Genomic DNA, 20,741 nt, shown 5'->3' with positions numbered 1-20,741 from the left:
GTCACACCTCCCGTCAGCTCGTCGTGAAGGTGAAGTCGTCCACGTCGTAGAGCGCGCCGGTGCCGCTCCCCTTGAAGACGAGGTAGAGCGTGGTCGTGCCGCGCGGCGCACCGGAGAGATCCGCGCTCACGTCCTGGAAGGTCTCCCAGCCCCCGGTCACCGGCACGGTCGCGGTGCCCAGCAGCCGGCCGGTCGAGGAGCCCGCGCGGACCTCGAGGGTGCCGCCCGATCCGGCGGACGCGATGCGCGCCGTGATCTTCGTGGCATTGCTCAGGACGTACGGCTCGAACGAGATCCAGTCGCCGTTGTTTATGTCGCCGACCGTCTTGCCGCCGTGCGCGGTGGCCTTCGTCTGGACCGTGATGCCCGAGGCGTTGCCGTAGTGCTCGGCCTGGCGGTGCCTGGGCTGGGCGACGTGCTGGTCGTGGCTGGTCAGCGCGGCCTGGCCGCCGCCACCGCCGTCGGTGTACTCGGCGTCGAAGACTCCGAAGATGTTCGCGTCCTCGTCATGACCGCTGCCCGCCCCGGTGTTGATGGTGCCTGAGCAGCCGTTGGCGGAGGTCAGCAGGTGGCCGTGGCTGTCGTGGCCGAGGATGAAGTTGACCTTCACCTTCGAGCAGTCGATCGTCGGGTCCTCCGGGTCGGTCACCTTCACCTTGAAGGGCACGGTGTCCCCGAAGCTGAACAACTGGCCGTCCCGCGGAAGTTCGAGCGTCACCTTCGGGGCGGTGTTGCCGACCACGACCTGCACGCCGGCGCTGCCGGTGCGCCCGCTCGCGTCCTTGGCCGTCACGGTCGCCGTGTAGGTGCCGTTCTTCTTGTACTTGTACGTCGGGTTCGCCGCTGTCGACTTGCCGCCGTCGCCGAAGTCCCAGCTGTAGGTGAGGGCGTCACCGTCGGCGTCGGAGGAGCCGACGGAGGAGAAGCGGACCTTGAGCGGGGCCTGTCCCGAGGTGTGGTCGGCCGCGGCCTGGGCGACGGGGGAATGGCCGTCGGTGGCGTTCTCGATGCGGTAGAGGCCCGAGTTCTCGTCGCCGCCGAACCAGGCGGTGCCGTAGTCGAGGACGTACAGCGCTCCGTCCGGTCCGAACGCCATGTCCATCACCTGGGTGCCCGTCCACGGAACGGAGTTGATGGACTGCACGGTGCCGCTGCCGTCCGACACGATCCGCTTGATCCAGCGGCGGCCGAACTCTCCGGCGAAGAAGTTCCCGTCGTACGCCTGCGGGAACTTCACCGGCGAGTCGAGGGAGGCGTCGTAGTGGTAGACCGGGCCGCCCATCGGGGACTCCGAGCCGCTGCCGAACTCCGGGACGGACGCGCCGTCGTACGGGATCCAGGCGGGCTGAGCCGGCGGCAGGTCGGTGAGACCGGTGTTGTGCGGTGAGTTGTTCTTGGGCGCGTTGCAGTCGAAGCTCGCGCCGGAGGTCTTGGTGGCGAAGTCGTAGTCCACGTATGCGTCGTTCTTGCCCGTGCAGTACGGCCAGCCGAAGTTGCCGGCGCCGGTCACACGGGCGAACTCGACCTGGCCGCCGGGGCCGCGCGCCGGGTCGGCCGCGCCCGCGTCCGGGCCGTAGTCACCGACGTAGACGATGCCCGTCGCCTTGTCGACGCTGAAGCGGAACGGGTTGCGGAAGCCCATCGCGTAGATCTCGGGGCGGGTCTTGTCCGTGCCGGGCGGGAAGAGGTTGCCGTCGGGTATGGAGTACGAGCCGTCGGCGTTCACCTTGATGCGCAGGATCTTGCCACGCAGGTCATTGGTGTTGCCGGCCGAACGCTGGGCGTCGAAGGCCGGGTTGCGGTCGGCGCGCTCGTCGATGGGGGTGAAGCCGTCCGACTGGAAGGGGTTGGAGTCGTCCCCGGTGGAGAGGTAGAGGTTCCCCGCCGCGTCGAAGTCGATGTCGCCGCCGACGTGGCAGCAGATGCCACGCGAGGTCTGTACGTCGAGGATCTTCTTCTCGCTGGCGTTGTCCAGCGTGCCGTCGGCCTTGAGAACGAACCGCGAGAGGCGGTTGACGCCGTCGAAGGGCGCGAAGTCGGCGGCGGTGCCGGTCTCCGGGGCGTCGCCCGCCGGGGTGTTCAGGGGCGGCGCGTAGTAGAGGTAGATGTAGCGGTTGGTGGTGAAGTCGGGGTCGATGCCTACGCCTTGCAGGCCTTCCTCGTCGTGCGAGTACACGTCGAGCTTGCCCGCGATCCTGGTGTTGCCCGCCGCATCGGTGAGGCGGAGTTCGCCGTCGCGCGAGGTGTGCAGAACCGAGCGGTCGGGAAGCACGGCGAGCGACATGGGCTCGCCGACCTCGGGCTCGCCCTTGGCGAGAGTGACTTGCTGGAAGTCCTCTGCCGCAACCGCGCTCTTCGGCTCGGTGACGGCTGCGCCGGCCTGAGGTGCGGTGAGGGTGAGGGAAGCGGCCGCGAGCAGCGCGCCGCTCAGCAGGGCGAGTGCCCCGCGCAGTCTTGGACGTCTCGAGTGGCTCGTGTTCTTCCTGTTGCTGGCGTTCGGGTGCACGAAATGCCTCCATGAAGGGGCTGGTCGTACTGGGCGGGTGCGATACGCCGGGGTGCGCCGTCACCCCGGAAGCGATGAACTCTCCGACGGGGCCTGGTCGTTGCCGCCGAATGCCGCGTCGAACGAAGCCGACGGCGGCTCGAAGTCGTATGCCTTGAGGCGGGTCAGGGCCTCGGGTGCGCCCTGCAGCCGGTCCATGCCGGCGTCCTCCCACTCGACCGAGATGGGGCCCGCGTAGTCGATGGACCGCAGCATGCGGAAGACGTCTTCCCAGGGGACGTCGCCGTGGCCCGCGGAGACGAAGTCCCAGCCGCGACGCGGATCGCCCCAGGGCAGGTGCGAGCCGAGGCGGCCGTTGCGTCCGTCGAGCCGCTTGCGGGCTTCCTTGCAGTCCACGTGGTAGATCCGGTCACGGAAGTCGTAGAGGAAGCCGACCGGGTCGAGGTCCTGCCACACGAAGTGCGACGGGTCGAAGTTGAGGCCGAAGGCCGGGCGGTGGCCGACTGCCGCCAGTGCCTTGTGCGTGGTCCAGTAGTCGTACGCGATCTCGCTGGGGTGGACCTCGTGCGCGAACCGCACGCCCTGCGCGTCGAAGACGTCCAGGATCGGATTCCAGCGCGTCGCGAAGTCCTCGTAGCCGCGCTCGATCATCGACTCGGGGGCGGGCGGGAACATCGCCACCAGGTGCCAGATCGCCGAGCCGGTGAAACCGATGACGGTGTCGACGCCGAAGGCCGCCGCCGCGCGGGCGGTGTCGGCGATCTCGGCGGCGGCCCGCTGCCGTACGCCCTCGGGCTCGCCGTCGCCCCAGATCCGGGCGGGCAGGATGGCCTGGTGGCGCTCGTCGATGATGGCGTCGCAGACGGCCTGGCCGACGAGGTGGTTGGAGATCGCCCAGCACTTGAGGCCGTACTTGTCGAGGAGTGCGTGCCTGGAGTCGATGTACGCCGGGTCGGCGAGCGCCTTGTCGACCTCGAAGTGGTCGCCCCAGCAGGCGAGTTCGAGTCCGTCGTAGCCGAAGTCGCGGGCGAGGCGGCAGACCTCTTCGAGGGGCAGGTCGGCCCACTGGCCGGTGAAGAGCGTGAAGTTGCGCGGCATTCCCATGGCCTCCTCAGACCGCGATGGGTGTGTAGACGGAGTTCTTCTCGGCGCTCTCCTCCACCGCCGCCAGCACGCGCTGCACCTGCAGCCCGTCGCCGAAGGACGGCACCGGTGGGCGGCCGGCCGCGATGGCGTGCACGAGGTCGCGGGCCTGGTGCACGAACGTGTGCTCGTAGCCGAGGCCGTGGCCCGGCGGCCACCAGGCCTCCAGGTAGGGGTGGTCGGGCTCGGTGACGAGGATGCGTCGGAAGCCCGCGTGCGCGCCGGGTTCGGTGTGGTCGTGGTACGAGAGCTCGTTGAGCCGCTCCAGGTCGAAGGCCAACGAGCCGCGCTCGCCGTTGAGTTCGATGCGCAGGGAGTTCTTGCGCCCGGTCGCGAAGCGGGAGGCCTCGAAGGAGGCGAGGGCGCCGGAGGCGAAGCGGGCGCTGAAGAGCGCCGCGTCGTCGACGGTGACGACGCCCGAGCCAGGGCGGGAGCCGGAACCGGAAGCAGAACCGGAGCCCGAGCCGGAGCCGGTGTCCGTGCCGCCCGTCTCCGACACGGCGGACAGCCCGCTCGACGCACCACCGGGCAGCGGCCGCTCCCGTACGAACGTCTCGGTGAGCGCCGAAACCCCGACGAGCGGCTCCCCCGCCAGATACTGCGCGAGGTCGACGATGTGCGCGCCGAGGTCGCCGAGCGCGCCCGACCCCGCGAATTCCTTGCGCAGGCGCCAGGTCAGCGGGAACTGCGGGTCGACCAGCCAGTCCTGAAGGTACGTCACTCGGACGTGCCGCAGGGTGCCCAGGCGTCCCTCGGCGACCATCCGCCGGGCGAGCGACGTGGCGGGCACCCGCCGGTAGTTGAATCCGACCATGGCCAACTGGCCGCGTGCGAAGGCCTCTTCGGCCGCTGTCGCCATCACGAAGGCCTCCTCGACCGTGTTCGCGAGGGGCTTCTCGCACAGCACGTGCTTGCCCGCGGCCAGAGCGGCGACCGCGATCTCCGCGTGACTGTCGCCGGGGGTGCAGATGTCGACGAGGTCGACGTCGTCGCGGGCGATCAGGGCGCGCCAGTCGGTCTCGGCCGCCGCCCAGCCGTGCCGGTCCGCCATCGCTCGCACGGCCTGTCCGTCACGGCCGCAGACGGCGGCGAGGACCGGACGGCGCGGCAGGTCGAAGACGTGGCCCACGGTGCGCCAGCCCTGTGAGTGGGCGGCGCCCATGAAGGCGTAACCGACCATGCCCACGCCCAATGGCGGCTTCTCGGCCTCGTCGCCCTGGTGCGGCTGTCCCATGCGGATGTCCTCCTCGTCGTCTTGGCGCGGTGGGGGGTGGGGCCTGCACCCGGGGGACCTGGTCCGATGGAAGCTGGTCCGCCGGACAGGCCCCTGGGGCAGGGCGCATCACTTGAAGCCGGTGGCCATGTACTGCTGGACGTTGTCCTTGTCGACGACGGCCGAGTAGAGGGTGAGCGACGCCGGGATCTCGAACTCGGCGAGGCCGCCGATGCCCTTGCCCTGGCCGAGCGCGCGGGCGAGATCGATCGCCGAGGCGGCCATGGTCGGCGGGTACAGGACGGTTGCCTTCAGGACGCTGTTGTCCGCGTCGATGGCCTGGAAGGCGGAGAGCGCGCCGGCCCCGCCGACCATCAGGAAGTCGTCGCGTCCGGCCTGCTTGATGGCGCGCAGGGCTCCCACGCCCTGGTCGTCGTCGTGGTTCCACAGTGCGTCGAACTTCGACTGGGCCTGCAGGAGCTGGGCCATCTTGGCCTGGCCGGACTCGACGGTGAACTCGGCGGCCTGGCGGGCGACCTTCTTGATGTTCGGGTAGTTCTTCAGGGCCGCGTCGAAGCCCTGGGTACGCTGCTTGGTGAGCTCCAGGTTGTCGAGCCCGGCGAGTTCGATGACGCGGGCGTTCTTCTTGTCCTTGAGCTTCTCGCCGATGTAGTGGCCGGCGCTGAGGCCCATGCCGTAGTTGTCCCCGCCGATCCAACAGCGGTACGCCTGCGGCGAGTTGAAGATGCGGTCCAGGTTGACCACGGGAATTCCCGCCCGCATCGCCTTGAGCCCGACCTGGGTGAGCGCCGCCCCGTCGGCGGGCAGGACGACGAGGACGTCGACCTTCTTGTTGATCAGCGTCTCGATCTGGCCGATCTGCGCGGCCGTGTCGTTGGAGCCCTCGGTGATCTCCAGGGTGACGTCCGAGTACTTCTTGGCCCGGCTCTTGGCGTTGTCGTTGATCGCGTTGAGCCAGCCGTGGTCGGCCTGCGGGCCGGCGAAGCCGATGGTGACGTGCTTGCCGGGTTTGTCGTCGGCGGCCGGCCGGCTGTTCGCGGCCGTCTTCTCGTCCTTGGTGTCATTGCTGGTGCAGCCGACGAGGAGGGCACCGGCCGAGACGGCGGCGGTCCCGAAGAGCAGTCCTCTGCGGCTCGTGAGGCTCGTGGGTTCTGGCATGGCGGTGGACCCTTCCCGTGTCAGGTCGTGCTTGCTGTGCGCCGCTGGACCAGGACCGCGGCGACGATGATCGCGCCCTTGGCGATCTGCTGGACGTCGCTCTGGAGGTTGTTCAGCGCGAAGATGTTGGTGATCGTCGTGAAGATCAGGACACCGAGCACCGAGCCGGTGATGGTGCCGCGCCCCCCGCTGAGCAGGGTGCCGCCGATGATCGCGGCCGCGATGGCGTCGAGTTCGTACAGGTTGCCGTTGGTGTTCTGACCCGAGCCGGACAGGATGATCAGCAGGAAGGCGGCGATGCCGCAGCACAGTCCGGAGAGCAGGTAGAGGTACAGCCGCTGGCGTCGTACGTCGATGCCGGCGAGCCGTGCCGCTTCCGCGTTGCCGCCGACGGCGACCGTGCGCCGCCCGAAGGTGGTGCGGTTGAGGATCAGCCAGCCGATGATGGTGACGACGGCGAAGACGAGTACCAGGGGCGGTATGCCGAGCACGTACGAGTCGCGCTCGCCGAGTTTCAGGATCCCGTCGATGGTGACGATCTGCGTCTTACCGTCCGTGATCTGGAGGGCCAGGCCGCGCGCCGAGGCGAGCATGGCGAGCGTCGCGATGAAGGGGACCATCCCGCCGTACGCGATGAGCAGTCCGTTGACCAGGCCGCAGCCCACGCCGACGAGCACCGCGGTGAACAGGACGCCCGCGAAGCCGTACTCCTGTGTGGCGACGGTGGTGGCCCACACCGAGGAGAGCGCGACGATCGCGCCGACCGACAGATCGATGCCGCCGGAGGTGATGACGAAGGTCATGCCGACGGTGACGACGCCGATCACCGAGGCCTGGGTGAGGACGAGTTGGAGGTTGCGGGTGTCGAGGAACTCGTCGGGCTTGGTGATGCCGCCGATGACGATCAGGGCGGCGAGCACGCCGAGGAGCGAGAGGGTGCGGACGTCTGCGCGGGCCGCGAGCGTCCGCCACGGGGCGTGTTCCTTGAACGGCGACACCTTGGGGGTGTCACCCCTGGGCGGAGATACGTGCTGCGTCACGACGCCGGGCTCCCTTCACTGGCCACCGGGCTTCCTTCACCGGCCGCGGCGCTTCGTTCACCGGCCACGGGGCTTCCTTCCATGACGAGGTCGAGTACGCGGTGTTCGTCGAGCTCCTGGGCGGGTGCCGTGTGGACGACGCGCCCCTCGCGGAGCACCAGGACGCGGTCGGCGAGCCCGAGCACCTCGGGCACTTCGCTGGAGACCAGCAGTACGGCGAGGCCCTCGTCGGCGAGCCGCCGGATGACCGCGTACAGCTCGGCGCGGGCGCCGACGTCGACCCCGCGGGTCGGTTCGTCGAGGAGCAGGACACGGCAGCCGCGCAGCAGCCAGCGCGCCAGGACGGCCTTCTGCTGGTTGCCGCCCGAGAGCGTCCGGACGGGCACCGACGGGTTGTCGGGGCGCAGGGACAGCTCGCGGGTCGCCGCCCGCGCCGCACCGCGTTCGGCACGTCGGTCGATCCAGCCCCCGTGCGCGAATCGGGACATGGAGGACACCGACACATTGCGGGTGACGGACTCCAGCATCAGCAGGGCCTGCGCCTTGCGCTCCTCCGGGGCGAGCCCGAGTCCGGCACGGACGGCGGCACGTACGCTGCCGGGGCGCAACGCCCGTCCGTCGACGCCGACTCGACCGGCCGTCGGCTTCCGCGCGCCGTAGATCGTCTCCAGGATCTCGGAGCGCCCGGAGCCGACGAGCCCCGCCAGGCCGACGATCTCGCCGGGGCGCAGGTCGAGGTCGAGTGGCGCGAACTCCCCCGCACGGGCCAGACCCTCGACCTTGAGCACGGGCTCACCGGCTGGCCGTGACCGGGGCCGGTCCGGAAAGACGTACTCGACATTGCGCCCCGTCATCAGCGCCACGACCTCGCGCGTCGGCGTGGACTTCGCGGGCAGTCCGCCCGCCACCGCGCGCCCGTCCTTGAGCACGGTGACGCGGTCGCCGATGCGGCGGATCTCCTCGAGGCGGTGCGAGATGTAGACGACGGCGACGCCGTCCGCGGTCAGATCGCCCACGATGCGGAAGAGATTGTCGACCTCGTCGGGGTCGAGGGCCGCGGACGGCTCGTCCATGACGATCAGGCGTACGTCGTGGGAGAGCGCCCGGGCCATGGAGACGATCTGCTGCTGGGCCGCGGACAGCTCCCCGACGAGCCGCGCCGGATCGATCTCCGGATGCCCAAGTCGCTTGAGCAGAGCGGCAGTTGATGACCGGGCCGCCCTCCCCCGTACGACGAAACCGGCGGCCGTGGGTTCATGTCCGAGATGGACGTTCTCGGCCACCGACAGTCCCTCCACCAGGTCGAGCTCCTGGTAGATGGTGGCGATACCGAGGCGCATGGCGGCGATCGGTGACCTCAGGGTGACATGTTCGCCGCGCCAGCCGATAGTGCCCTCGCCGGGCTGGTGGGCGCCGGCCAGGACCTTGATGAGCGTGGACTTTCCGGCGCCGTTCTGGCCGAGCAGGCAGTGCACTTCGCCGGCCTGGACGTCGAGGTCGACGCCGTCGAGGGCCCGGACTCCGGGGAAGGACTTGGTGATGCCGGACATGGTGAGCAGCGGTGGTTCAGGTGCCATGACGGTTCCCCTTGGCGGGCGTGCGGGCCGGTTGCAGGGCAGGGCGCTTACACGAGCAAGCATGTTCAGGGCGCGGCAGAGCAGGGCACTGTGCTGGTGATCTACGGATGACGTGGTTACGCGGGTGAGAATAGGTGGTCGCTGATCAGCCGGGCTCCGCCGATCACGCCGGCGGTCGGGCCCAACTCCCCCAGAACGATGGGCAGGTTGCCGGTCGCCAGAGGCAGCGACTGGCGGTAGACCTGGGTGCGGATCGCGGCGAGCAGCGTGTGACCGAGGCCGGTGACACCGCCGCCGATCACCACCAGGCCGGGGTTGAAGAACGACACGAGTCCGGCGATGACCTGACCCGTCCGGTTGCCGCCCTCGCGGATCAGATCGAGCGCTGTGGCGTCTCCCGCGGCGGCCGCGGCGGCGACGTCGACGGCGCTCAGGGCGCCATTCGTCTCCAGACGCGTGGCGAGTTCCGCCGAGCGGCCCTGCTGGGCCGCCTCCATGGCGTCGCGCGCCAGTGCGGCGCCGCTGAAGTGGGCCTCCAGGCAGCCCCGGTTGCCACAGGCGCACGGACGTCCGTCGGGCACGGCCTGGATGTGCCCGATGTCGCCCGCGCTGCCCGTCGTACCGCGGTGGACCTCACCGCCGACGACGATGCCGCAGCCGATGCCCGTGCCGATCTTGACGCAGAGGAAGTCGCCCACGGAGCGTGCGACGCCCGCGTGCTGCTCCCCCATGGCCATCAGGTTCACGTCGTTGTCGACCATGACCGGGCAGCCGAGTTCCTGGCTGAGCGCCTCACGGACCGGGAAGCCGTCCCAGCCGGGCATGATCGGCGGGGCGACCGGGACGCCCTCGGGAAAGCGTACGGGTCCCGGTACGCCGATTCCGGCGCCGTCGAACCCTTCCGCGAGCCCCGAAGCCCTCAACTTGGCAGCCATGGCCAGGACTTGCTCGAAGACGGCGACCGGCCCCTCGCGTACGTCCATGGGCTGGTTGATGTGCCCCAGGACTTCCAGTTCCGCGTTGGTCACGGCCACGTCGATCGAGGTGGCGCCGATGTCGACGCCGAGGAAGCGCAGGGCGGGTGCGAGCCGGATGTTGTGGGAGCGGCGGCCGCCGCGGGAGGCGGCGAGTCCGTCGGCCACCACGAGCCCGGTCTCCAGCAGTCGGTCCACCTCGACGGCCAGCTTCGACCGCGACAGGTCGACCTGATCGCCCAGCTGGGCCCGGGAGTTGGGGCCGCCGTCACGCAACAGGCGCAGCAGTCGGGCCTGGTGCGCGTTCGCGGGTCGTGCCGTCATACGTCTCACGAGCCCCTCCCCGCCTCAATCGGCCTGCGTCCGTCAACTTCCGGCCACTGCACCGGACTTGCTTTCGAGGGGAACGTAGCAGCGGCTGCACGGAGTGGGAAGAAGTCGCGCGCGAATTGCCGCCAACTTTCTCCACTCACAGGACAAAGAGAGGTCCGCACATCGCGAGCGAGGTCACCTGCATACGATCTGCGCAGCGATCGGTTTCGGGGGGAACTCATGAGCACGGCAGAGGACGAGGCAAGACTCACGACCGCGGAAGAGGCAGCACACACGAACGCGGACACAACGCGGAACGCGGCCGCGGAAGAGGCAGCACACACGAACGCGGACACAACAGGGAACCCGGCCGCGGAAGAGGCAGCACACACGAACGCGGACACAACAGGGAACCCGGCCGCGGAAGAGGCAGCACACACGAACGCGGACACAACGCGGAACCCGGCCGCGGAAGAGGCAGCACACACGACCGCGGACACAACGCGGAACCCGGCCGTGGAAGAGGCAGCACGCACGACCGCGGAAGAGGCGGGACGCAGAGTCAGCACCCTGGAGCTCTTCTTCGACCTGGTCTTCGTCTTCACGCTCACCCAGCTCACCGTGTTGCTCGCCGCCGACCTGTCCTTCGCGACGGCGGCACGCGTCGCGCTGATCTTCGTGGTGCTGTTCTGGATGTACGGCGCCTACGCGTATCTCACCAACCAGGTGCCGCCCGACCGGCCTTCGCGGCGGCTCCTCCTGATGCTGGGCATGAGCGCGTTCCTGGTGTGCGCCCTCGCCATCCCGCACGCCTTCGACGACGGCGGAGTCGTCTTCGGCCTCGGCTTCCTGGCCGTGGTGCTCGTGCACAGCGCCCTCTACACCCGTAGCCACGGCCGCGATGTGATCTGGTACGCGGTGCCGAACTCCCTGGCCGCGCTGTCGATCACGGCGGCGGGGCTGTTCGACGGACTCGCCGCCGATGGACTGTGGCTGCTCGCGCTGGTGCTGCAGTTCGTGACGCCCTTCCTGGCGGAGCACGGTCCGCGGCGCCGGGACGGGCGTGAAGCCGCCTTTCTGCGCACGCAGTTGGGCGCTCTCGACCCGGCGCACTTCGTGGAGCGACACGGGCTGCTGCTGATCGTCGCGTTCGGCGAGTCGGTCATCGCGATCGGTATCGGCATCGGTGATCTGCCGCTGACGGCGGACCTGTTCGGCGGGGCCTTCCTCGCGCTCGCGCTGGCGATCGCCCTGTGGTGGACGTACTTCGTGCGCGACGAGCACGGTGCGGAGACCGTATTCTCGGCGACCCCGCCGGACCGACGCTGGCGCCTGGCGATGAACGCGTACTACTACGCCTTCCTGCCCATGCTGCTCGGCATCGCCTGTCTCGCGGCGGGCGTGAAGAAGACCCTCGGACATCTCACCGAGCAGCTGCACACCGGCCCCGCCCTCGCGCTCGCCGGCGGAGTCGCCCTCTTCCTCGCCGGTGACGTGGCGTTCCGCGCCGTGCTGCGGCTGTTCCCGGTGAGCTTCCGCGCGGCCGCGGTGCCCGTCACCCTGGCCGCCGCGCTGCTCGGCATCCACCTGTCGGCGGTCGCCGAACTCCTCGCGCTGGTAGGTGTGTTGGTGGCAATGCTGGGGGCGGAGGCGCGATGGTCGCCGTGCGGGGCCGGCGCGGAGGCTCCGGAGAGTCCCGATTCCCGGGCGGCCCTCGCCTGATCCGCTACCGGGTTTCATTCGCAGTGCGTCGGGCTTCAGCCCGGTGGTGAAGCGAATCCCGTGACAGCGACGCGGAACGTCGCGGCTTCTGTCCTGCGGAGCGGGACGAGGCGGTGATTGCGGCGGGTGGCACGGAGGGCCACTGCCTCGTGTCGGGCACGGTCGGTCAGGTCGGCCGGTTTTGTTGCTCGATGTACTGGCTGACGATGCTGAGGGGTGCGCCGCCGACGGTGCCGGCGAAGTAGGAACCCGCCCAGAGTTTGTTGGCCCGCCAGTAGTGTCGGGTGAGGGCGTCGAACTGGTGCAGGCGCCGGGAGGAAACGCCCTTGAGGGAATTGACGAGTTTGGTCACGGCGACCTTGGGCGGGAAGTTCACCAGCCGATGGACGTGGTTGTCCTCGCCGTTGAACTCCACGAGCTCGCACTCGAAGTCCTCGCGCACGGCTCGCATGATCTCCTCCATGCGCCGAAGATGAACGTCCTTGAACACCTTGTGCCGAAACTTAGTCACGAAAACCAAGTGGACGTGGCACACGAATGCACACTGTCTACCAGTGTGAATCTTCTCCATGTCAGCCATAGCCCAAGTGCATAGGATGCTCGTCATGCAGCTTCGGTACAGCTTTCGCCTGTACCCGGAGTCCAGCCAACGCACCGCGCTGGCACGGGCGTTCGGGTGCGCCCGTGTCGTGTTCAACGACGCGGTACGCGCCCGTGAACAGGCGCGCGTGGCCAAGGAGCCTTTCCCGACCGCTGCCGTCCTGTCTCACACACTGATTACCCGGGCCAAGGACACTCCAGAACGTTCCTGGCTGGGCGAGGTCTCCGCGGTTGTCCTGCAACAGGCGCTGCGGGACGCCGAGGCCGCGTACAAGAACTTCTTCGCCTCTCTCACGGGCGAGCGCAAGGGCAAGAAGGTGGGTGCGCCCCGGTTCAAGTCCCGCAAGGACCGAAGGCAGGCGATCCGGTTCACCGCGAACGCCCGCTGGAAGATCACCGACAACGGGCGGCTGTCGCTGCCGAAGATCGGGGAGATCAAGGCCAAGTGGTCGCGGGAACTGCCCGTGACGCCATCGAGTGTGACGGTGATCAAGGATGCGGCCGGAAGGTACTTCGCCAGCTTCGTCATCGACACCGACCCCGAAACCGACCAGGAGCGCTGGAACGAGCCGGAGCCGGATGCCGCGATCGGGGTCGACCTGGGCCTGGCCCACTTCGCCGTCCTCTCGGACGGCACGAAGATTGATTCCCCGCGGTTTCTGCGCCGCGCGGAGAAGAAGCTGAAGAAGACGCAGCGGGAGCTGTCGCGCAAGCAGAAAGGATCGAGGAACCGGGAGAAGGCTCGCCTCAAGATTGCCCGTGTCCATGCTCAAGTGGCTGACGCGCGCAAGGAGTTCCACCATCAGTTGTCCACGAAGTTGATCCGCGAGAACCAAGCGGTCGCGGTGGAGGACCTCGCGGTGTCCGGACTCGCGCGCACGAGGCTGGCCAGGAGCGTGCACGATGCGGGCTGGTCCCAGTTCGTGGCCATGCTCGACTACAAGGCGCAGCGTTACGGGCGCACCTTTGTGAAGGTCGGTCGGTTCGAGCCCACCAGCCAGGTGTGCTCCGCCTGCGGGCACCGGGACGGACCCAAGCCCCTGGACGTGCGGGAATGGACCTGCCCCGCCTGCGGCACCCAGCACGACCGGGACCACAACGCCGCAAAGAACGTGAAGACGGCCGCTGGACTGGCGGCATCAGCCTGCGGAGCGCCGATAAGACCAGAACCTGTTCTGGCACAGCGCGATGAAACAGGAAGTCACGGAATCCCGCCCGAAAACCGCGCCGCATAGCGGTGCAGCAACGAGTGGGACGGCCAGAATCTCCCTCCTTCAGGAGGGAGTACAAGTCAATTCTCCCGCTCGTGGTACATCTTCCGCGTGTGTTCCGTGTGGGCGCGCATGACCGCCGTGGCGCGCTGCTCGTCACGGTCCGCGATCGCCGCGATCAGCTCACGGTGCTCGATCCAGGACTGATGACCGCGCTGCCGGGCGACCGGTGTGTAGTACCAGCGGACCCGTCGGTCGACCTGCGCGGCCAGCTCGGCGAGCACCGTGTTGCCCGCGAGCTCCATGACCTTGGCGTGGAGCCGGGCGTTCATCGCGACCGCGCCGTCCACGTCGTCGGCGGCCACCGCACGCTCGCCCTCCTCGCAGAGCGCCTCGAGCGAGGTGATGGCTTCGGTACCCGCGTTGGCGGCGGCGAGCCGGGCGGCCTCGGCCTCCAGGAGCGTGCGGACCGTCAGGAGCTGGTCCGCCTCCTCTTCGGTCGGTTCGTGCACGAACGCGCCCTGGGCGGGCCGCAGATCGACCCAGCCCTCGGTGCTGAGACGCTGCAGTGCCTCGCGCACGGGCTGCCGGGACACCCCGAGGTGCCCGGCGAGTTCGCTCTCGACGAGGTGCTGGCCCGGCTGGAGGGCGCGGGTGGTGATGAGTTCGAGCAGCGCCTCGTAGACGCGGTCGCGCAGCGGGCCGGGCCGTTCGAGCTTGGGCACGGCACCCTGCGGCAGTCCTGTCGTCGACAACATGGCGGTCCCTCCTGGGCAGCGCCGTCGCTGCAATATGAAAGCCAATTATGAATTGTCTTTCGCCTACAGTCTACGGCGCACAAACGCCAGCAGGCACAGGAGTTGGGCTCGTCACATCAGGGCGGGCAAAGGGGCCTGCAAGCGGGCATCCCAGGACGCTTGCCAGGGAGCGTACGAGCAGATCACGGGCAGCGGACAACCTGTCCCGCGTATGACAGATTCCCGCCGAAGCCGAAGAGGAGGACAGGGTCGCCCGTGGAGATCTCCCCGCGCTCGACGAGCTTGGAGAGGGCCAGCGGGATGCTCGCGGCGGAGGTGTTCCCGGAGTCGGTGACGTCCCGCGCGACGACGGCGTTGACCGCGCCGATCTTCATGGCGAGGGGCTCGATGATGCGCAGGTTCGCCTGGTGCAGGACGACCGCGGCGAGGTCCTCGGGGGCGAGTCCGGCGCGCTCGCAGGCCTTGCGGGCGATGGGCGGGAGCTGGGTGGTGGCCCAGCGGTAGACGCTCTGCCCCTCCTGGGCGAACCGCGCGGGCGTGCCCTCGATCCGTACGGCGTGCCCCATCTCGGGCACCGAGCCCCACAGCACGGGGCCGATCCCCGGCTCGCCGGAGGCTTCGACCACCGCGGCCCCGGCCCCGTCGCCGACGAGCACACAGGTCGTACGGTCGCTCCAGTCCGTCACGTCGGACATCTTGTCGGCGCCGATGACCAGCGCCCGGCGCGCGGCACCGGCCCGCACGGCGTGGTCGGCGGTGGCCAGGGCGTGCGTGAAGCCCGCGCAGACGACGTTGACGTCCATGGCGGCCGGCGACGGGATCCCGAGGCGGGCGGCGACCCGCGCGGCCATGTTCGGGGAGCGGTCGACGGCCGTGGACGTGGCGACCAGCACGAGGTCGATGTCGCCCGGCGTCAGGCCCGCGGCCGCGAGCGCCTTGGCGGCGGCGTGCGCGGCCAGCTCGTCGACCGGCTCGTCGGGCCCCGCGATGTGGCGCGTGCGGATGCCCACCCGGCTCCTGATCCACTCGTCGCTGGTGTCGACCAGGCCCGCCAGGTCCTCGTTGGTGAGTACCTTGGCGGGCTGGTAATGGCCGACGGCGGCGATCCGTGAGCCGTTCATGAGTGGTCCCCCTCGTTGCCTTGGGTAGCGGGATCCACCAGTCTGATCAGTGACTCACGGGTACGACGGCAGGTGATGCCACAGGAATGGGACGCCAGGCTTGTCGGCTTCTGTCAGACCCTCGGACGCCCGAACACCTCCAGCACACATGCCCGGGCCTCAGCCCGTGAACAGCTGCTCGGCCTTCAGTACCAGCTCGTACAGGCCATAGCAGAGAGGCGCGCCCACCCACAGCCAGGCGAACGCGATCAGACCTCGCCTACTGGGCGGACTGCTCTCGCTGGACATCATCGACGGCCTCCCTCGGTGCGGGAATGTGGTGCCGGACATGGACGGGTCGTACCAGCTCGTTGGCGACGAAGCCGACCGCGAGCAGGCCGATCATGATCAGGAAGGAGAGGCCGTAGAGGGAGGAGCCGTGCTTGCCCGCCGACTCCTGGTGGTCGGCGATCCAGTTGACGATCAGCGGACCGAGGACGCCCGCCGTGGACCAGGCGGAGAGCAGTCGGCCGTGGATCGCACCGACCTGGTAACTGCCGAAGAGGTCCTTCAGGTACGCGGGAATCGTCGCGAATCCGCCACCGTAGAACGAGAGGATCACCAGCGCGCAGATGATGAACAGGGGCTTCGAGGAATCGCCGAACCAGGCGATGAGCGCGTACATCAGGGCGCCCACCCCGAGATAGACCCGGTAGATGTTCTTGCGCCCGATCAGGTCGGACGTCGACGACCAGCCGATCCGACCGGCCATGTTGGCCGCCGACAGCAGCGCGACGAATCCGGCGGCCGCGGAGACGGACACCGGTGTGGAGGTGTCCGCGAAGAAGTCCGTGATCATCGGCGCGGCCTTCTCCAGGATGCCGATGCCCGCGGTCACGTTCATGCAGAGCACGACCCACAGGCACCAGAACTGCGGGGTGCGGACGGCGTTCCGGGCGGAGACCTGCACACCGTCGAGCGCGCTCGGCGCGGACGCGACCGGCTTCTCGCCGCGCGGCACCCGGACCAGCAGCACACCGAGCGACATGAAGACGGCGTACGTCAGCCCGTGCACGAGGAAGGCGAGCGCGATGCCGGAGGAGTCGGAACCGAACGACTTCAGCATCTGCGTGGACCACGGCGAGGCGATCAGAGCGCCGCCACCGAAGCCCATGATCGCGATGCCGGTGGCCATGCCGGGCCTGTCCGGGAACCACTTGATCAGAGTGGAGACGGGTGAGATGTAGCCGATGCCGAGGCCGATCCCGCCGACGAAGCCGTAGCCGAGGACGATCAGCCAATACTGCTCGGTGGCGGCGCCCAGGGCGGCGATCAGGAAGCCGGAGGAGAAGCAGACGAGGGCGACCGTCATCGCCCAGCGGGGTCCGTTTCGCTCGACGAGCGTGCCGCCGAACGCGGCCGAGAGACCGAGCATGACGATACCGAGCTGGAAGGGCAGCGCGCTCTGGGTTCCGCTGAGGCCGAGCGCGGATTCGAGCGGCGGCTTGAAGACACTCCAGGCGTAGACCTGGCCGATGGAGAGGTGGACCGACAGAGCGGCAGGCGGGACGAGCCAGCGGCTCCAGCCGGGCGGTGCGACAGGGGGACTCATGATCCCGGACGATAGGAAGCGGTTGCCCGATGGGGAACCCGCGCGACCGAAACTGGTCGACCGTATGCGATGAGCGGTACCCCTGGCGCGACGAACGGTCGGCGGAGCCCGGCGAACGGTCTCCTGAACGCCGCGCGAAAGACCCCCCGAGTGCGACCCAACCCTTGCTGGAAGTCATTCCATCCTGTAGACAATATTTCGTCGACAGAGTTCGACAGTTCCTCGGTACCCTCGACCGAACGGAGCGCCACACAGTGAAAGTCGCCGTTCTCGGCGCCGGTGCGATCGGCGCCTACGTCGGCGCCGCGCTGCACCGCGCAGGCGCCGATGTGCACCTCGTCGCCCGTGGACCGCATCTGGCGGCCATGAGGCAGCACGGAGTCAGAGTCCTCAGCCCGCGCGGAGACTTCACCGCGCGCGCCCGCGCCACCGACGACCCGGCCCAGATCGGTCCGGTCGACTACGTCTTCCTGGGCCTGAAGGCCAACTCGTACGCGGCGTGCGGGCCGCTGATCGAGCCATTGCTGCACGACGCCACGGCGGTCATCGCCGCCCAGAACGGCATCCCCTGGTGGTACTTCCACCGGCACGGCGGCCCGCACGACGGCCACCGCATCGAGAGCGTGGATCCGGACGGCGCGGTCAGTGCGGTGCTCGCGCCCGAACGGGCCATCGGATGCGTGGTCTATGCCGCGACCGAGCTGGAAGGACCGGGCGTCGTACGCCATCTCGAAGGCACCCGGTTCTCCATCGGCGAGCCCGACCGCTCCCTGTCCGCGCGCTGTCAGGCGTTCAGCGGGGCCATGCAGGCGGGCGGGCTCAAGTGTCCGGTCGAGCAGGACCTGCGCAACGACATCTGGCTCAAACTGCTCGGCAACATCTCCTTCAACCCGATCAGCGCGCTGGCCCGCGCGACGATGCTGCAGATGTGCCTGCACGGCGGCACGCGCAAGGTCATCGAGATCATGATGACCGAGACGCTCGCGGTCGCCGAGGCCCTCGGCTGCAAGGTGGGCGTCTCCATCGAGCGGCGCCTGGCCGGCGCCGAGCGCGTCGGCGACCACCGCACCTCCACGCTCCAGGACCTGGAGCGCGGCAAACCGCTCGAACTCGACGTGCTGCTCGCGGCCGTCGTGGAGCTGGCGGAGATCACCGAGGTCCCGGTGTCGACGCTCCGAACCGTCCACGCCATCTCGGATCTGCTCGCGCTGCGGACCGCGGCATGAGCGGGCACACTCCGGAGGCCTACGCCCGCCTCACACAGCCCCTGGTACGGGACTCGCGCGACGAGCCCTTCCGGCAAGCCGACTGGGACGAGGCGCTGACCCGTGTCGCCCAGGGGCTGAGCCGGGCGCGCGGCGCCTTCGGAATGTTCTCCCGCGCGCATGCGACGAGTGAGATGAACTACGTGGCAGGGAAGTTCGCGCGTGCCGTCATGGGCAAGAAGCACGTGGACATCCGCGACCGGCTCGTGCTGGACGCCGGCACCGAGATCCCGATGGCCCACGCGATCGGCCGGGAGATCATCCGGGCGGGCCTCGCCGACCACGCCTCCATCGAACGGGCGACGACCGGCTTCGAGGAGTACCGGCAACTCGTCGAGCCCTGGACCCCCTCGCTCGCCGAGAAGGTGACGGGCGTACCGGCCCCCGCCATACGGGAGTTGGCGCGCGCGTACGCCCGCGGCGAGCGCGCCCTGCCGCGCTGGACGCCGGGCGGCACCGAGCACCACGAACGCACGGACACCGTGGGCGCGCTGAGCAATCTGTCCCTGCTGACCGGGCACGACCACGGGCCGGGCACGACGGAGATGTTCGAGGTCATGGAGGAGAACTCACTCAAGGCCGTCTACTGCATCGGGGAGGACCCGGTGCAGTCGGCGGCCGACAGCGAGCAGGCCATACGGCGGCTGCGCGCCCTCGACTTCCTCGTCGTGCAGGACACCTTCCTGACGAGGACGGCGGAGTCGGCGGACGTCGTGCTGCCCGGGACCGGCGGGTGGGCGGAGACGGACGGAACAGCCCACCGCGGCGAGCGCCGAGTCCAGCGGGTCGGCACGACGGTCACCCCGCCGGGCGAGGCTCGCGACGACATCGCCATCATCCGCGACCTCGCCACGCACCTCGGCCATGAATGGCAGTACGCGGACGCCGAGGCCGTCCACCACGGGCCGCGTCCGACGTCGCCGGGCGAGCGGGATCTGCGCACGCCCTTCCGACTGGTCCGGCACGATCCACCGGTCGACCTGACGGACGAGCGTTACCCGATCCGGCTCACCACGGGACGCCGCCTCGACCCGTACAACACCGGTGCGCACAGCGGCAGTTCCCCGTCGCGGCGCGGCGAGTGCGTCGAGCTGTGCCCGCAGGACGCGGAGCACTACGGCGTGGTCGTCGGCGAGGAGGTGCAGGTCTGCTCACGGCGCGGCTCGGTCGTTGCGCCCGTGTGGGTGGACACGGCGCTGCGGCCCGGGCTGGCGTTCACGACCATGTACCTCCCGAACGGGGTGGACACCGACCGGAAGAACAACGGGGCGAACTGTCCGATCGTGGAGACGGTGGAGTTCCGGGCATCGGCGATCCGGATCGAGAAGCTGCCCGTCGCGGCGGTGCGGAGCTGAGGCCGGACATGGACCCCCGCGTTTGCCGCGGAGTGGGCTGCGACCTCACCCCGCACGTGCAGGACAATGAGATCGTGAAGGTCACCTCGCCGCACGACGACCCGGTGACCGACGGCAACCTCCGCATCAAGGGCCGATTCGGCCACCAGCACGTACAGAACCGGGGCTGATCAGGACATGGGACGAGTCACGGAACGACGCAAGGTGATTCGCATCCGGGACGGGGCCGTGAACACCCGCCCGGACACGCTCGTCGCCGAGGAACCACTGGAAATCCGCCTCAACGGCAAACCCCTCGCCATCACCATGCGCACACCGGGCGACGACTTCGCGCTCGCCGCGGGCTTCCTGGTCAGCGAAGGGGTACTGGGCGAGGCCGACGAGCTGCAGAACATCGTGTACTGCGCGGGCGCCACCGGTGGGGGCACCTCCCGCTCGAGCGGAGCCGAGAGTGGGGGAGGCTCCAACACGTACAACGTCGTCGACGTGCGGACGGCGCCCGGCGTCGTCATCCCCGACATCACGCTCGAACGCAACGTGTACACCTCGTCCTCCTGCGGCCTGTGCGGCAAGGCGAGCCTGGACGCGGTCCGTACGACGGCCCGCTGGACGATCGACGACACGGCGGGCGACACCACTCCCCCGGTGCGGCTCGAACCCGAGCTCCTTGCCAGCCTCCCCGACCGGCTGCGGGCGGCTCAGCGGGTCTTCGACCGGACCGGGGGCCTGCACGCGGCGGCACTGTTCACGGAGGAGGGCGAGCTCCTCGACATACGGGAGGACGTGGGCCGGCACAACGCGGTCGACAAGCTGGTCGGCCGCGCCCTGCAGAACGGCACGCTCCCCCTCTCCCGGACGGTCCTGCTGGTCTCCGGGCGGGCCTCCTTCGAGCTGGCACAGAAGGCGGTCATGGCGGGCATTCCGATGCTCGCGGCGGTCTCCGCCCCGTCGTCCCTGGCGGTCGACCTGGCCGCGGAGACAGGCCTGACCCTGGTCGGCTTCCTGCGCGGGGCCTCCATGAACGTGTACGCGGGCGAGCACCGCATCGCCCTGCGGGCCGCGGCCACCCAGGGCTGACCGGCTCCCCGCGACACGTCGGCGGGGCCCCGAACGGCGGGGAGCGCCCCCTGCGCCGACGGGGCCCCGCCTCGGCCCCATCCCGGCCCTGTCGCGC

General features: G+C 69.5%; 17 protein-coding genes and 1 pseudogene. 6 read left to right on the top strand and 12 right to left on the bottom strand.

Translation table 11 applies throughout. The annotated features are described in order from the left end of the window. Positions 1-13: 13 nt before the first annotated feature. The 7 genes from OG390_RS42435 to OG390_RS42405 all read right to left on the bottom strand — a co-directional run bounded on the left by OG390_RS42435 (position 14) and on the right by OG390_RS42405 (position 9,956). On the bottom strand, positions 14-2,506 hold the full coding sequence (locus OG390_RS42435; protein ID WP_406175424.1) for a PQQ-dependent sugar dehydrogenase: 2,493 nt from the start codon (positions 2,504-2,506) through the stop codon (positions 14-16). A 60-nt stretch (positions 2,507-2,566) separates the two neighbouring features. After that, positions 2,567-3,604: a sugar phosphate isomerase/epimerase family protein gene (locus tag OG390_RS42430; protein WP_406175422.1), complete on the bottom strand. Its 1,038-nt coding sequence runs from the start codon at positions 3,602-3,604 to the stop codon at positions 2,567-2,569. Positions 3,605-3,617: 13 nt separating this feature from the next. Next, positions 3,618-4,883, bottom strand: coding sequence for a Gfo/Idh/MocA family protein (locus tag OG390_RS42425; protein ID WP_406175420.1), 1,266 nt, complete (start codon positions 4,881-4,883; stop codon positions 3,618-3,620). Between the two features lie 108 nt (positions 4,884-4,991). Next, positions 4,992-6,041, bottom strand: coding sequence for a substrate-binding domain-containing protein (locus tag OG390_RS42420; RefSeq protein ID WP_406175418.1), 1,050 nt, complete (start codon positions 6,039-6,041; stop codon positions 4,992-4,994). A gap of 20 nt (positions 6,042-6,061) precedes the next feature. Continuing rightward, entirely contained in the window at positions 6,062-7,081 is a 1,020-nt protein-coding gene (locus OG390_RS42415; protein ID WP_406175417.1) for an ABC transporter permease, read from the bottom strand. Further along, positions 7,078-8,658, bottom strand: a complete 1,581-nt coding sequence (locus OG390_RS42410; RefSeq protein ID WP_406175415.1) for a sugar ABC transporter ATP-binding protein — start codon at positions 8,656-8,658, stop codon at positions 7,078-7,080. Before OG390_RS42410 ends, OG390_RS42415 begins: the two co-directional genes overlap by 4 nt. Before the next feature lie 116 nt (positions 8,659-8,774). Next, on the bottom strand, positions 8,775-9,956 hold the full coding sequence (locus tag OG390_RS42405) for an ROK family protein (protein ID WP_406178198.1): 1,182 nt from the start codon (positions 9,954-9,956) through the stop codon (positions 8,775-8,777). Between the two features lie 504 nt (positions 9,957-10,460). On the opposite strand from OG390_RS42405, the gene OG390_RS42400 reads away from it, so the two are divergent. Beyond that, positions 10,461-11,666: a low temperature requirement protein A gene (locus OG390_RS42400; RefSeq protein WP_406175413.1), complete on the top strand. Its 1,206-nt coding sequence runs from the start codon at positions 10,461-10,463 to the stop codon at positions 11,664-11,666. 166 nt (positions 11,667-11,832) lie between these two features. On the opposite strand, the gene tnpA is transcribed toward OG390_RS42400, so the two are convergent. After that, entirely contained in the window at positions 11,833-12,246 is a 414-nt protein-coding gene (tnpA, locus tag OG390_RS42395) for an IS200/IS605 family transposase (protein WP_406175411.1), read from the bottom strand. A 25-nt stretch (positions 12,247-12,271) separates the two neighbouring features. On the opposite strand from tnpA, the gene OG390_RS42390 reads away from it, so the two are divergent. Continuing rightward, positions 12,272-13,501 carry an RNA-guided endonuclease InsQ/TnpB family protein gene (locus tag OG390_RS42390; protein ID WP_406175409.1) on the top strand — a complete coding sequence of 410 codons (1,230 nt, stop codon included), beginning with the start codon at positions 12,272-12,274 and terminating at the stop codon, positions 13,499-13,501. Between the two features lie 56 nt (positions 13,502-13,557). On the opposite strand, the gene OG390_RS42385 is transcribed toward OG390_RS42390, so the two are convergent. From OG390_RS42385 to OG390_RS42370, 4 genes are all read right to left on the bottom strand, one after another. Continuing rightward, on the bottom strand, positions 13,558-14,235 hold the full coding sequence (locus OG390_RS42385) for a GntR family transcriptional regulator (protein ID WP_406175408.1): 678 nt from the start codon (positions 14,233-14,235) through the stop codon (positions 13,558-13,560). A 182-nt stretch (positions 14,236-14,417) separates the two neighbouring features. Continuing rightward, positions 14,418-15,356: a beta-ketoacyl-ACP synthase III gene (locus OG390_RS42380; RefSeq protein WP_406175406.1), complete on the bottom strand. Its 939-nt coding sequence runs from the start codon at positions 15,354-15,356 to the stop codon at positions 14,418-14,420. 159 nt (positions 15,357-15,515) lie between these two features. After that, positions 15,516-15,647, bottom strand: a complete 132-nt coding sequence (locus tag OG390_RS42375; protein ID WP_406178402.1) for a hypothetical protein — start codon at positions 15,645-15,647, stop codon at positions 15,516-15,518. Continuing rightward, positions 15,616-16,947, bottom strand: a complete 1,332-nt coding sequence (locus OG390_RS42370; protein ID WP_406175404.1) for an OFA family MFS transporter — start codon at positions 16,945-16,947, stop codon at positions 15,616-15,618. Before OG390_RS42370 ends, OG390_RS42375 begins: the two co-directional genes overlap by 32 nt. A 254-nt stretch (positions 16,948-17,201) precedes the next feature. On the opposite strand from OG390_RS42370, the gene OG390_RS42365 reads away from it, so the two are divergent. The 4 genes and pseudogenes from OG390_RS42365 (at position 17,202) to fdhD (ending at position 20,644) form a co-directional block, all read left to right on the top strand. Next, positions 17,202-18,173, top strand: a complete 972-nt coding sequence (locus OG390_RS42365; protein WP_406175402.1) for a 2-dehydropantoate 2-reductase — start codon at positions 17,202-17,204, stop codon at positions 18,171-18,173. Beyond that, complete coding sequence (locus OG390_RS42360) at positions 18,170-19,567, top strand: molybdopterin oxidoreductase family protein (protein WP_406175401.1); 1,398 nt, start codon at positions 18,170-18,172, stop codon at positions 19,565-19,567. The genes OG390_RS42365 and OG390_RS42360 overlap by 4 nt, the downstream gene beginning before the upstream one ends. Positions 19,568-19,596: 29 nt before the next feature. Next, positions 19,597-19,737, top strand: a pseudogene (locus tag OG390_RS42355) (Fe-S-binding domain-containing protein); the annotation flags it as partial. A gap of 7 nt (positions 19,738-19,744) precedes the next feature. Then, complete coding sequence (gene fdhD / locus OG390_RS42350) at positions 19,745-20,644, top strand: formate dehydrogenase accessory sulfurtransferase FdhD (RefSeq protein WP_406175400.1); 900 nt, start codon at positions 19,745-19,747, stop codon at positions 20,642-20,644. Positions 20,645-20,741 lie beyond the last annotated feature (97 nt).

The organism is Streptomyces sp. NBC_00996 (genome assembly GCF_045162675.1).
In the GTDB taxonomy this organism is placed as follows: Bacteria; Actinomycetota; Actinomycetes; order Streptomycetales; family Streptomycetaceae; genus Streptomyces.
The sequence above is the reverse complement of the archived record's forward strand: the minus strand, read 5'-3'. Positions and strand labels throughout refer to the sequence as shown.